11 protein-coding genes and 2 tRNA genes are annotated in these 13,218 nt (G+C 48.2%); 11 read left to right on the forward strand and 2 right to left on the reverse strand.

Translation table 11 applies throughout. The features are described 5' to 3' along the window. Positions 1-25: 25 nt before the first annotated feature. Complete coding sequence (locus tag ACFI32_RS01455) at positions 26-1,174, reverse strand: aminotransferase class V-fold PLP-dependent enzyme (protein WP_462624711.1); 1,149 nt, start codon at positions 1,172-1,174, stop codon at positions 26-28. Positions 1,175-1,518: 344 nt separating this feature from the next. Beyond that, positions 1,519-2,862 carry a glutamyl-tRNA reductase gene (gene hemA, locus ACFI32_RS01460; protein ID WP_462624712.1) on the reverse strand — a complete coding sequence of 448 codons (1,344 nt, stop codon included), beginning with the start codon at positions 2,860-2,862 and terminating at the stop codon, positions 1,519-1,521. Positions 2,863-3,612: 750 nt separating this feature from the next. Between hemA and ACFI32_RS01465 the strand changes: the two genes are divergently transcribed. The 11 genes from ACFI32_RS01465 to ACFI32_RS01515 all read left to right on the forward strand — a co-directional run bounded on the left by ACFI32_RS01465 (position 3,613) and on the right by ACFI32_RS01515 (position 13,197). Next, positions 3,613-5,310 carry a tetratricopeptide repeat protein gene (locus ACFI32_RS01465; protein WP_462624714.1) on the forward strand — a complete coding sequence of 566 codons (1,698 nt, stop codon included), beginning with the start codon at positions 3,613-3,615 and terminating at the stop codon, positions 5,308-5,310. Between the two features lie 403 nt (positions 5,311-5,713). Beyond that, entirely contained in the window at positions 5,714-6,286 is a 573-nt protein-coding gene (lolB, locus tag ACFI32_RS01470) for a lipoprotein insertase outer membrane protein LolB (protein ID WP_462624828.1), read from the forward strand. 113 nt (positions 6,287-6,399) lie between these two features. Then, entirely contained in the window at positions 6,400-7,347 is a 948-nt protein-coding gene (gene ispE / locus ACFI32_RS01475) for a 4-(cytidine 5'-diphospho)-2-C-methyl-D-erythritol kinase (RefSeq protein WP_462624715.1), read from the forward strand. Between the two features lie 77 nt (positions 7,348-7,424). After that, a complete protein-coding gene (locus ACFI32_RS01480; protein WP_462624716.1) occupies positions 7,425-7,910 on the forward strand; it encodes a hypothetical protein in 486 nt (161 codons plus the stop codon). Positions 7,911-8,124: 214 nt separating this feature from the next. Further along, positions 8,125-8,200, forward strand: a tRNA-Gln gene (locus tag ACFI32_RS01485). Positions 8,201-8,411: 211 nt separating this feature from the next. Further along, positions 8,412-8,487, forward strand: a tRNA-Gln gene (locus ACFI32_RS01490). Positions 8,488-8,581: 94 nt separating this feature from the next. Then, entirely contained in the window at positions 8,582-9,526 is a 945-nt protein-coding gene (locus ACFI32_RS01495; RefSeq protein WP_462624717.1) for a ribose-phosphate pyrophosphokinase, read from the forward strand. Positions 9,527-9,884: 358 nt separating this feature from the next. Beyond that, positions 9,885-10,562, forward strand: a complete 678-nt coding sequence (locus tag ACFI32_RS01500) for a 50S ribosomal protein L25/general stress protein Ctc (RefSeq protein ID WP_462624718.1) — start codon at positions 9,885-9,887, stop codon at positions 10,560-10,562. 257 nt (positions 10,563-10,819) lie between these two features. Continuing rightward, positions 10,820-11,401 carry an aminoacyl-tRNA hydrolase gene (pth, locus tag ACFI32_RS01505; RefSeq protein WP_462624719.1) on the forward strand — a complete coding sequence of 194 codons (582 nt, stop codon included), beginning with the start codon at positions 10,820-10,822 and terminating at the stop codon, positions 11,399-11,401. Between the two features lie 150 nt (positions 11,402-11,551). After that, entirely contained in the window at positions 11,552-11,932 is a 381-nt protein-coding gene (gene panD / locus ACFI32_RS01510; protein WP_462624720.1) for an aspartate 1-decarboxylase, read from the forward strand. Positions 11,933-12,234: 302 nt separating this feature from the next. Beyond that, entirely contained in the window at positions 12,235-13,197 is a 963-nt protein-coding gene (locus tag ACFI32_RS01515) for a calcium/sodium antiporter (RefSeq protein WP_462624722.1), read from the forward strand. Positions 13,198-13,218 lie beyond the last annotated feature (21 nt).

Below are 13,218 nucleotides of genomic sequence, written 5' to 3' on the forward strand. Positions count from 1 at the left end.
CCTGATCGTCTTTTTTATCATCATTTTAATTAGACTGTGCTAACACGTGCGTCAATGCGGTCTCAAAACACTGCACCGCACCATCGACATCGGTCAGTTTATCAAGGCCGAACAGCCCTAAACGGAAGGTCTTAAAGCTCTCAGGCTCACCACATTTGAGTGGCACACCAGAGGCAATCTGCATGCCCTGCTCAGCAAAGGCGCTGCCCTTGTGCATGTCATCACGGTCGGTATAAAGCACCACCACGCCAGGCGCTTTAAAGCCATCAGCGGCCACGCTTTGAATGCCTTTGTCATCGCAAACGCTACGAATACGGTCACCCAGCGTCCACTGCGCCTCGCAAAGGGTATCAAAACCAATGGCTTGTGCTTCTTTGACGGTATCGCGGAACTGGCGCAAGGCATCGGTGGGCATGGTTGCATGGTAGGCATGACCGCCGTTTTCATAAGCGCGCATGATGTTGAGCCACTGCTTGAGATCAAGGCTAAAGCTATCCGATTCGGTGCTGTCTACTTTAGCAACGGCGCGCTCGCTTAACATCACAAGCCCTGCGCAAGGGGTGCTGCTCCAGCCTTTTTGTGGCGCACTGATCAGCACATCAATGCCAAGCGCTTGCATATCCAGCCACACGCACCCTGAGGCGATACAATCAATAACCAACAAGCCGCCGACACTATGCACAGCCTCGCCTAGCGCTTTGATATAGTCGTCTGGCAAAATAAGACCCGCTGAGGTTTCTACGTGCGGTGCAAAGACAACGGCAGGTTTGGTTTCTTTGATTTTCGCCACAGCCACGTCGATATCTACAGGGGCAAAAGGCTTGGGCGTACCCGTGTCTGCGTCTGCCTCGCGGTCTGCGGTAAGTACGGTGGTCGACTTGGCGATGCGCCCTTTTTCCAAAATTTGGGTCCAGCGATAGCTAAACCAACCATTACGGATGATCAAGCAGTCTGCTTCTTGTGCCAGCTGCCGCGCCACTGCCTCCATACCATAGGTTCCTGAGCCGGGGACGATGGCCACCGCATCGGCTTGATAGACCGATTTTAAACTGCTCGATAAGTCAATCATGACTTGCTGAAACACTTTTGACATGTGATTGAGCGCGCGGTCGGTATAAACCACTGAATATTCTAATAGGCCATCGGGATCGACATCGTGACGTAGGGCGGACATGAGACACTCCTTGTTCATTAATATAAATAGGACAGCAGCAAAGACGACAAAGACCGCCTGCTACGGCAGTTATTATTGTGAGTATGTTTGTTATCAAGCCAGACCAAAACGGCCTAAAGACAGCCAAACAATACCATCAGACCGCTTGATAGTAGCACCGATCATAGCGGTTGACAATTGGACGCAGCGTGACTAGAGAATGTTGTCAGCAGTAGATATGGCTAAGCGAAAAAACGCAGCGCTGGCGGCGCAGTAAATACAGTCTGTTCTTTATAAAAGCGCTACAGCGAAACTAAAGGATATTTTGCGCCGCCTCTGGAGACAAAGACACAGCCAGCAAGCGCTTAGCGGCGACGATAAGCATCATGTAGCCCTGACACCACAAAGTCGAGCAGCTCACTGTCGCCTTCACGGGCAGCCTTGCGCATCAGTTTGGATGGGGCGTGGCTCAAGGTTTGGGTCAAGCGCCGTGATAGTTCAGTAACGATCTCTTCAGCGTTGGCATCGCCGCGCTCAAACTGGGCGATTGAGTCGGTCAATATGGCTTCAACTTGGCTGTGGGTGCGGCTGCGATATTGCTGAATGTCTTTGCCCACTTGACGCACCTGAAAGCTGCGCTCCATCTCGACCACCAAGTGACTGACCAACAGCTCAGCATCGACGGCTGCTTGGCGGCGCTGCTCGATATTACCCGCAATCACATGTTGCAGGTCATCGACGGAATATAAATACACATCATCAATGCGGCTGATGCTCGGGTCGATATCACGCGGCACGGCCAAATCAATCATCAATATTGGCTGATAGCGGCGGCGTTTAAGCGCCTGTACGGTCATGGTTTTATTAATCAGCATGTCTATACTGCCACTACAACTGCTGACGATATCGGCATCCGCCAGTACGTCTGGTAGCTCGCTTAAAGGGCGCACATCGATGCGGCGGTTGGGTTGGCGCAGCTCAGCGGCGAGCGCTTCGGCGCGCTCAGGGTTGCGGTTACAGATGATGATGCGGCCAACCCCAAGACCGGCAATGTGTGTCGCCACCAAGCGGTTCATCTCACCTGCAGCCACCACGAGTAGGGTACGACTGGCCAAGTCATCAAAGATTTGCGTCACCAGTTTGGCGGCGGCAAAGCCCAGTGATACCGCTTGTGCGCCGACGTTGGTTTCGTTACGTACCCGCTTGGCGGCGGCAAAGATTTGATCTATCACCCAGCTTAACTGATTGCTCAGGACCTGTTCGGTTTGCGCCAGTTGCACGGACTTTTTGATTTGACCAAGGATTTGCGGCTCACCCAAGATCATAGAGTCAAGCCCCGATGCTACGCGTAACCAGTGCGTCAATGCATGCGTGTCTTGATAGACATAAAGATAAGGCTCAACCTCATGCGCAGGCAAGCCTTTAAAAGTCGCCAACCATGTTTTGATGCGGGTGATATATGCCTGCATGGTAGTGGCGCTGACTGAGGCGCTACTGGTTTTGGCGTCACGGGCTTGGGTGCCGTGTTCTGCTTGCGGAATGAGGGCATAAATCTCGGTGCGATTGCAGGTTGAGACGATAACGCTGCCATCGGTAAACTCTTTGAGCTGACGCTGCGCGGCGGTCACATCGTCACCCACAAAGGCCAAGCGCTCACGCAGAGCGACTGGGGCGGTTTTATGATTGACACCGATGACCACTAATCTCATTATTGATTAACCATAAATATAACGCTCATTGTTGCTGACCCAGCGCCCATCCGAACCCAGCAGTCAGATATCACTGCCGCATCGATTGGCCCAAAAGCCATACGCGCAGGTCAGTACGTTCATTCACCTTACCGCACCAACCCTGTTTATTAGGCGTCACCGATCACCTACCGACAGATAAAAAAAGCCTGATCTGGCTTGCGATGACACATATAAAGCTGGCTATTATATCACTGTTGCTGAGTTTATTTAATACTCGGCGCGCGCGTAAGGGGCAATAGCAGGTATATGGACAGCTGCGACACAAATCAACGACATAACCGCGACTGCCCTGTTCAATCGGTGGATGCTGATGCTAAATGCGTCTTATAGGCCATCATCAGTACGGAGCCATACTGAGCGAGTTATCTTTACCGCTCATGGTAGGCGGGTTAGTTTTCTTTACTATTCACGCTTTTATCACTTACGGCGACCTCGATTCTGTGTAACATGAGTACCATTGTTTACTGATATTATTCACTTTTATAATAAGCAGATTCCGATGCTTTTTATGGGTAAAGAACGCTACTTATGATTTTTCTTGGGTCTTTATGTCATCCAGCGCCGATATCTGACGATCAGCTGCCTGCTTATCGCACATGCGCGTTGTCTTTGACCATTGTTGGTCATCTGCGCTTTAAGCCAATCTTATTGTTGGCCGCTTGTCTGTGTCTGGGAATGCCGGCCCATGCCAATTTTTTTACGAATTTTTTGACCAGAGACAATGACCATAACACGGTAATCGTCACAGAAGAAACCACGCCTGCAGGGTCGGTTGATGATATCAACAGCCTACCCTCGCAGTCCGTGCTAGAACCTAACGAGCCCAGCCTATATGCGCTGCTTGATGCTGAATTTGCCGCCGATCGCGGTGATTCTCGGCGGGCATTGACGCTTTATAAGCAGCAATCATTTAAAGAAGATGCCACCGCCGTATTTGAGCGCGCCCTGACGCTGTCACTTAAAAATGAGAATGTCGACAGCTCATTACAGTTTGCTAAGACGTGGCAAGACCAAAATCCTGACCACGTGCCAGCGTGGTTTTATGTCGCGCATTTGGCACTAAAAGCGCACGACTATGAACTGGCTGGCAAAACCCTAAACCGCATTTTACGCTATGATCCCAGAGCGGACCTGAGTGAGATTTTAATCGGTATTTACCCCAATACTGACAGCGACCAGCGCGCGCTTTTGGCGGCATTGCAGCCCATTGACAGTCAGCAAAATGCGTCCTTATCGGTGCTAAAAGCGGGACTGTTATATCAGTTTAATGAGCCTGAAGCCGCTTTATTCCATATCGACCGCGCGCTGAGTCGTCAGCCTGATTATGTGCCCTTTATTACCTTAAGAGCCGATATCTTGCGCAAAATTGAGCCGGCTGATACCGTGGTCAATTATGTCAATCAAGCACGCCTGCGTAACCCCAGTAGCAAAAGTCTATACCTATATGAAATTCGCTATTTGCTTGATCTAAAACAAAGCCAAGAGGCGTGGGCGTTGCTTATTGAGGCACATGAGCGCTTCGATGATGATGCTGAAATTACTTTGCTGGCAGCCTTGGTCAGTCTAGACATTGAGGAATACCGCCGCGCCGATCAGTTGCTCAATGCATTGGCACAAAACCCGAACTATCTCGATCAAGCGTATTATTATTTGGGTATCAGCGCCGAGCGGCAGCAGCGCTTTGCGCAGGCCAAATACTACCTGAATGGGGTGATGCAAGAGGACTTGGTGCTGACCGCACGACAAAAAGTGGTTGCACTTGAGCTGATGGATGACAATATTGATGCCGCCATTGCCACGTTGCTCAAACTGCGCCAGCAATTTGAAGTATTTGCGCCTGATACCTATGTCATGCAGGCCGATATTTTATGGCAGCAAAACAGTGCGGACACAGCGCTAAACCTACTGACTCAAGCCAGCCGTAAATATCCTGATAGCGAGATGATCCTCTTTGCTCGTGTCCAGCTCCTGAATGACAAAACAGACTATGTCGTCAAGCGCACGCTGCTCAATCACCTACAGGCACTTGATCCCAGCAACATTGCCTATCAGCTCGACTATGCCCAGCTGTTGGTTGCTAATGAGCGCGACCCTGCGCAGGGTCTAGCACTGGCACAAGCAGTCATTGATATTCGCTACGATGACCCCCGTTATGACAATGAACTGCACCTTCAGGCACTCAATATTTTGGCCAGTAACGCGCTCAATAATGGCGATTACACGCAGGTCATCGATTACTTACAAACCCCTTATGACGTGCTGCCAACCTTGCGATCAGGCACTCTGCTACTACGCGCCTATCAAGGGCTGGGCGATAATGCCAAGGTGAACCGCTTACTGAGCGATTTACAGCAGCGTTTCTCATTTGGTCAGCATAATGTCAATGACCGCGTGCAGCTGTATTAATCAGTGCAGCTGCCCTCGCTATATCGCTATATTGATTGCGCCCAGCAACAAATGGCAACTGGATAACAAACAACGGGTAATCTAACCAAGCTATGCTGTGGCTTGTTGGCGTCTCGTGTGCTGAATCTATTGGTGACTGCTGTCATCACACATAGCTCTGGCAATGCGCATAACCTTGATATAAAAAACCATATATAACCACTATTGGCTGACCATAGGCGCGCGCGGTGCATCTATAGCATCCATAGTCACTGCCCGCCGTAACAATTTGGCCGCTGTATCTTTTTGAGGACACCCCATGAAATCATCGTCAACTGGCAATCCGACCTTAACGGATCAATCGCACGTACAACAAGCCACTGGTATCAACCCCTTTAATATCAGCAAAGTGGCGGCTTGTGCTATGGCAGCGGCGCTGGTGCTCAGTGGCTGTCAATCCATGCACAGTGGCAGCAGCACCAATACGCCAAGCAATATGGTACAAGCCAAAAAGCTGGATAACTTTAGCATCAATGGTAAGATCGGTGTCACTGTCCCTGCTGACAGCAGCACAGGCAGCAACGCCCAAGGAGGCAGTGCGTTTTATGCATGGGCGCAAGAAAATGATCGCTTTGCCATTGAATTGATTGGGGCGCTGGGTATCGGCAAAACCAACATTGAATACAATGGTCAAACCGCCACGCTGGTCAGTGAAAAAACAGGCACGCTCACCGCTGATGATCCTGAATCACTATTGCAAAAAGCCACAGGGTGGCAAGCGCCGATCTCACAGATGCCTTATTGGATTTCTGGTCGTCCAGCCCCATCAGACAGCAGCCCAACGCTCGATGACCAAGGTCGTTTGGTCAGCTCAGTCAATGGGGCGTGGCATGGCAGTTTCAGCTACAAAGGCAATGACAAACTGCCCAGCAAAATCAAAGCAGTACAAGCGCAAGGGCAAAAAGTGGTCATGACCATCAACCATCAAGACCGCTAGATATAAGCGGTCATACTTTCTTATCAGCGCAGATCACCAAGCTGCGCTTATTTGATGTTTCAAATCATTTTTTCCATGATATATTTTTAGTAACGTTTAGGACAACCGCACGTATGACGACTGCCAGCGCACGCCTCACCCGCCTTTCACCTGCAAAGATCAACCTATTTTTGCATATCACAGGCAAACGCGCTGACGGCTATCATGATTTGCAAACCGTATTTCGCCTGCTCGATTGGGGCGATTATTTGCATTTTTCGCTCAGCGACGATGCCGTAATTTCTACTGTAGATAATAAGCTAGATGCCAATCAGCTTTGTCATCAGCTACTGGTACTAGAGGGTGCTGAGACGATCACAGCTAATACAGAAGATAACTTAATCTTTAAGGCGGCGCGCGCATTGCTCGCGTTTGCCATACAGTCAGACGCCCTACCTAAGCAGTTAGCACCAGTCACTATCACGTTAGACAAGCATTTGCCAATGGGGGCAGGCTTGGGTGGCGGCTCGTCCAACGCCGCAACAACTATGCTGGCACTCAATAAGCTTTGGCAGCTTAACCTCACTTGCAATGCGCTGATAAAAATTGGTGCAAAGGTCGGTGCGGACGTGCCTATATTTATCTTTGGACAAGATGCCATCGCGATGGGCATTGGTGAAGATTTGACTACCATTGACCTGCCTGACCAGCAGTATTTAATCTTAACCCCTGATGCGCATGTCAATACTACCGAGCTATTCGCCCATCCTAAGCTACAGCGAGATATCGCTCCTTTGTCGATTGATACTATTCAAAATCAGTACGTAGACTATGTACAAACGCTCACCACGCCCTATCATAATGTCTTTACCCCAGTGGTGGTGAGCCTTGCCCCTGCGGTTGCAGAGGCCTTACATTATTTACAAGCGCTAGAGACGCAAGCAATGAGCACAGCACGGATGACCGGCTCTGGTAGCGCCGTATTCTTGCCGTTGGATGCGAGCGTTGCCTGTGATAAGGCACTGTTGGCAAAGTGGATTGTCGATGCGCCTTGTGCAGGATATGTGGTGGGGAGTTTGTAGCAGCGCAAGTTTTGATAGATAGGTGAAAAGATAAGCGCCGCAAATACTACCAAGCCTAAAACATTTAAGAGCAAAATATGATTACTCTCGGAAATACAGAAACTATTGCTTTTAAAATACACGAAATGGAAAAGCCATTCATAGTGATGGATATTATTGTGAACTCAGTAAACATCAGTTATCAAGACAATAATTATTATGCGTTTCCACTTGTTAACAATATTAAGAAAGAAATAGAGCTGATTACTGATGGCGAATTTCACCTGAATAAAAGCTTGATCAATACACCACTAAGCAAGCTACACGATATTTTTTATGAAACTGAAACTGAAACTGGAGTTTACGATAGCAGTAGTGAGAGAGATAACTTTTTGTTCTACGACTTATCTACTAACAAATCTCTATTTTACGTTTACCAAGAAGATGAATATCTGATATTTTTTGGGAAATTTTTTGATGGTAATAATACTATCACTTCAAAAATAAAGAAAAGTGAGTTCTTAGCTACATTGCTCAAGCTGTTGCATACAGTGGAGCCTTACGCTACTCCTCGGAACATATAAGACTATTTTGGAAATCTCTTGCCAGACACACTAGTCTCAAGCTCACTCATATAGCCCTACAAGAGAATATAAGTAAGATATCAATCCTTATCACCAACTTTCACCATATACCTATCGAAATCATACCGTCCTTGATAAATTAAGAATAAATCCCAGAAAAAAGCAAAAATGGCTTGCAAAATCTGAAATTTTACTTATAATAGGTCGCCACAATAGGGGTATAGCCAAGTTGGTAAGGCATCAGGTTTTGATCCTGACATCCGTTGGTTCGAGTCCAGCTACCCCTGCCATATTTTCAGTTTGTGTTTATTGATCATCATAGGATAAGCGACCGCATTATAAGGTTACTTATCTGATATCAATTGACAACACCCTCCCAGTTTCGGTATAGTTCGCAACGAACACCGTTAGGGAACACCGTCTAACTTTGACGGTTTATAGGCACTGTGTGATGTTGATATCTCTTATCAGCCAGCACAGGCAAGATCGCCTAGACATTACAGGGGTATAGCCAAGTTGGTAAGGCATCAGGTTTTGATCCTGACATCCGTTGGTTCGAGTCCAGCTACCCCTGCCATTTTCTGCATTAACATTCACCATACTTTTCTTTATTTGAGCAGTTAGACACTGCTTAGCGGTCACTGCTTGAGTCAATCAATAGGACTTCAGTCATGCCTTATTTGGCGATTTTTACTGGTAATGCCCACCCTGAATTAGCAAAAACCGTAGCCGATCACCTACATATTCCTCTTGGTAAAGCGGACATCACGCGTTTTTCTGATGGCGAAATCGCTGTGGAAATCAAAGAGCATGTACGTGGCAAAGACGTGTTTATCATGCAGCCCACTTGCGCACCGACCAATGACAATTTGATGGAAATCATGATGATGGCAGATGCCCTGCGCCGCTCAAGCGCTGGTCGTATCACTGCTGTTATGCCGTATTTTGGCTATGCCCGTCAAGACCGTCGCCCGCGCTCAGCCCGTGTTCCTATTTCTGCCAAAGTCGTCGCTGATATGCTCAACATCGTCAGCATTGACCGCGTCATGACCGTTGATTTGCACTCGGATCAGATTCAGGGCTTCTTTGATATCCCAGTAGACAACATCTACGGCACGCCTGTACTCCTAAACGATCTGCGCAAACAAGATTATGACAACATCATGGTCGTTTCTCCTGATGTTGGCGGTGTGGTACGTGCACGCGCCATGGCAAAACAGTTGGGCGATACCGATATGGCGATCATTGATAAGCGCCGCGCGCGTGCCAATGAGTCACAAGTCATGCACATCATCGGTGACGTTCGTGACCGCGATTGTGTTATCGTCGATGACATGGTTGATACTGCAGGCACCCTGTGCAAAGCAGCTGAAGCCCTAAAAGAGCACGGCGCACGCCGCGTATTGGCGTATATCACGCACCCTGTATTATCAGGCAATGCGCTAAAGAATATCAATGAATCAGCGCTGGATGAAGTGGTCGTGACTGATACCATCCCCTTATCTACTGCCGCTAAAGCGTGCAGCAAGGTGCGTCAGGTGTCTATCGCGCCAATGCTGGCTGAAAGCTTACGCCGCATTAATAACGAAGAGTCGATCAGTGCGATGTTTGAATAAACCCGCCACAAATCACTAATTTGAGTGGTGCTTATGAGCGTCAAGGGGCAACTCTTGGCGCTTTGTGCTGTCAGCAAGCCTTTATTATTGCTACAAAACCACGTATAATGCGCGCCTGTATGGATCGTTTGCAACACAGCAAACGCTGTACACGCAAAAGTGCTGATCGCGCTTGGCGCTGGCCGTTATCCTGACGCTATCATTGATACCTTAGTGATGATAAGCCGCATCAAGCAGATGACCTTGCGTTATAGATAGCTTTGTTATCACTGCGCAGTCATCATCACACCTCTGTGGATTGGTCGCAAATCCACTTTTATGACCAGACACTTCATTTATTTTTTATAGGATTATATCCATGAGCACAGATCATTTTGAACTAAGCGCAGTAAACCGTTCTGCAGACGAGCAAGGTAAAGGTGCGAGCCGCCGCCTACGTAAGCAGAATCTTGTTCCTGCTATCATCTATGGCGGCAACGCTGAGCCGACTGCCATTTCACTCAAAACCAATGAGTTGGTAAAAGCGCTAGAATTTGAAGCCTTTTTCTCTCACGTATTGACCATCACGGTTGATGGCGAAGAGCATCAAGCGGTTATCAAAGACTTGCAGCGTCATCCTGCGAAAGGCTTCCCAATGCATGCTGACTTCCAGCGCATTGTAAAAGGCCAAAAAATCCACATGAATGTCCCTGTACATTTCTCTGGTAAAGAAGAAGCACCAGGCACTGCTGCTGGCGGCGTATTGTCTACTTTGGTTTCTGATATCGAAGTTATCTGCCTACCATCTAAACTTCCTGAGTACCTAGATGTAGACGTGTCTGGTATGGAAATCGGTGATTTGTTCCGTCTATCAGATATCGTATTGCCAGAAGGCGTGGTTATCCATGAGCTTGAGCTTGAAGATGGTACTGACCGTACGATCGTTAACATGCAGCCACCAACGGTTGCAGAAGTTGACGAAGATGCTGACGACGTTGATGCTGACGAAGTACCAGCCACTGAGCAAAATGACGGTACTGATGAGCAAGGCGAGTAATCACCGCATTGCGCCCATGCTGTCACTATATTGGTGATAGCAATGAGCAGTACACACATCTCAGTTACTGAGATCATAGCAGCAGGGGATATCCATCTCCTGCTGTTTTTGTAAGTGCGTTTTGTACGCCCAATATTATGGTATGACGGTGCGATACCACGCCATCTATCTTTTACCCGTAACGTCGCCTCCCTCTTTTCTTGATATCATATGGTTCGCCCTTTTAATTATTCACCAGCCATTAGCAGAGTCCTTTCATGTCCCTAAAGCTTATCGTCGGTCTTGGTAATCCCGGACAGCAATATATGCACACGCGCCACAATGCTGGATTTTGGTTTGTGCAGCATTTATCACAACAATTTAATATCCCGCTCTCTCCTGATAAAAAATTTCATGGGGTCACAGGGCGTGGACAAATCCACGGCGCAGATGTGCGCCTACTGCTGCCCTTGACCTTTATGAATAAATCTGGACAGTCGGTGGTGCCGATGATCAAGTTTTATAACATCGATAATGATGCGCTACTCATTGCTCATGATGAGCTGGATATTCCCGCTGGCAGCATCAAGTTAAAAACAGGCGGCGGCCATGGTGGTCATAATGGCCTGCGCGATATCACCCCGCACATTGGTAATGATTTTCATCGCTTGCGCGTGGGTATTGGTCACCCAGGTCATAAATCAAAAGTCAGTGGCCATGTGCTCTCAAAAGCCTCTCCTGATGAACAAGTGGCGATTGATAGCGCCTTAACGGCAGCTTTTGAAGCGCTGCCATTATTGATGAATGGCGATGTTGAACGCGCGCGTTCACAAATTAATGGCTTTAAACTGCCCCAATGACAGGGTATGATACCCATTATTTTAGGCAACGATACCGCATGTCTGGCCCCAAACCTGTTTGGCTTGAGGCATCGCTGTGCGCCAATATGTTGATTTTGCAGCCGTTGCCCCCATTATTTTTTCAAACCTGTTACGTCAAGGATGCTGTCTATGCTACTTAACATGCTGAAATGCAAATTGCACCGCGCGCGCGTCACGCACGCCGAGCTCCATTACGAAGGATCATGTGGTATTGATAGCGATCTATTGGATCTTGCTGGCCTACATGAAAACGAATCTATCGATATCTATAACGTAACCAATGGCAAGCGTTTTCGCACCTACGTGATCCGCGCTGAAGCTGGCTCTGGGATCATCTCGTTAAATGGCGCCGCCGCACACATGGCAGACCTAGGTGATATCGTCATCATTTGCGCCTATGCCCACTTGGATGAAGCAGAAGCGGCCAACCACTTGCCAAAACTGGTCTACTGTAACGAAGACAATACCGTAAAAGATACCGCAAACATCATTCCTGTCCAAGTGGCGTAATGACGCGGACGACATGGGTATTGGTATCATATCGCGGGATATAAATACGGGTTAAGCACTTATAAACTATATAACTCGCTATTGAAGTTATACTAATAATCTGCTTAAATCTCATATGCTTATATGAAATCTGGATGGCTCATGGCGATCCAGATTTTTTTTGTGCCTGCTATTAGGGCATGTCCCTAATCCAAACGTTTATCACTATTTTTAAAATAGGGACACACCCTAGACTGAATCAGCGACGGCCAATAAGCACTCTCACTTTGATTTATCACTATTACCAATAAAGGGTCATACTAATGTGGTTGGCAGTCGTTGCGATACTGGTTGGGTTAGCAATTTTAGTTTGGAGCGCAGATGTTTTTATTGATGGGGCGACCGCCTTAGCAAAAAAGCTGAACGTGCCCAGTTTTTTGATTGGCGTATTGATTTTGGGTTTGGGTACGTCCGCGCCTGAAATGGTGGTATCGGTATTGGCCGCCACCGAAGGCAGTCCTGAGCTGGCACTTGGTAATGCCTATGGCTCCAATATTATTAATATTGCGCTAGTGCTGGGTGCCACGGTACTTATCAGCCCGATTGTCATTCACAAAAGCGTGGTGAAGCGTGATTTGCCACTGTTGGCTATTGTGACCGCATTTGCGGCATGGCAGCTGCGTGATGGCATGTTAAGCCAAGCCGATGGTATCGCGTTGATAGTGTTACTGATAGTGGTGCTGGGTATCCAGATTGTCATGAGCTTGCGTGGTAACCGCGATACGCCGATCGATGCAGACTCAGAGGCTTCAGAAACCAGCCTTAAGCGCGGGTTGGGTAGCCTATTTTTGGGTATGTTGATGCTGGTGGTCAGCTCGCGTGCGATTGTCTGGGGTGCGGTAGAGCTGGCGACATTATGGGGTCTGAGTGAGCTGATTATTGGCCTGACCATTGTGGCAGTCGGCACCTCATTGCCTGAGCTGGTGGCAAGTATCACGGCGGCGCGTCATGGTGAGCATGATATGGCGCTGGGCAATATTATTGGCTCCAATATTTTTAATACGCTCGCCGTGGTCGGCCTTGCCTCAATGATTGCACCGATCACTGCAAGCCCTGTGATCCTCTCACGCGATGTATTGGTGATGGGCGTGTTGACCTTACTACTGATTGCGATGTGTGTGTTTGCCTATGTCAGCAATCGCAAGTTAGGACGCGCTTCAGGCACGGCGATGATTGTTTATTTTGTTGGTTATACGCTATGGCTGATTCAAACCGTTAATGTCTAATCGTGAGGACAAACCAGCTCA

This window comes from Psychrobacter sp. PSi21 (assembly GCF_054960615.1).

What these genes read in the sequence shown, in the direction of transcription:
- ACFI32_RS01455 (WP_462624711.1), bottom strand. Translation starts at nt 1,174, where the DNA reads ATGTCCGCCCTACGTCACGATGTCGATCCCGATGGCCTATTAGAATAT.
- hemA (WP_462624712.1), bottom strand. Translation starts at nt 2,862, where the DNA reads ATGAGATTAGTGGTCATCGGTGTCAATCATAAAACCGCCCCAGTCGCT.
- lolB (WP_462624828.1), top strand. Translation starts at nt 5,714, where the DNA reads ATGGCAGCGGCGCTGGTGCTCAGTGGCTGTCAATCCATGCACAGTGGC.
- ispE (WP_462624715.1), top strand. Translation starts at nt 6,400, where the DNA reads ATGACGACTGCCAGCGCACGCCTCACCCGCCTTTCACCTGCAAAGATC.
- ACFI32_RS01480 (WP_462624716.1), top strand. Translation starts at nt 7,425, where the DNA reads ATGATTACTCTCGGAAATACAGAAACTATTGCTTTTAAAATACACGAA.
- ACFI32_RS01495 (WP_462624717.1), top strand. Translation starts at nt 8,582, where the DNA reads ATGCCTTATTTGGCGATTTTTACTGGTAATGCCCACCCTGAATTAGCA.
- ACFI32_RS01500 (WP_462624718.1), top strand. Translation starts at nt 9,885, where the DNA reads ATGAGCACAGATCATTTTGAACTAAGCGCAGTAAACCGTTCTGCAGAC.
- pth (WP_462624719.1), top strand. Translation starts at nt 10,820, where the DNA reads ATGTCCCTAAAGCTTATCGTCGGTCTTGGTAATCCCGGACAGCAATAT.
- panD (WP_462624720.1), top strand. Translation starts at nt 11,552, where the DNA reads ATGCTACTTAACATGCTGAAATGCAAATTGCACCGCGCGCGCGTCACG.
- ACFI32_RS01515 (WP_462624722.1), top strand. Translation starts at nt 12,235, where the DNA reads ATGTGGTTGGCAGTCGTTGCGATACTGGTTGGGTTAGCAATTTTAGTT.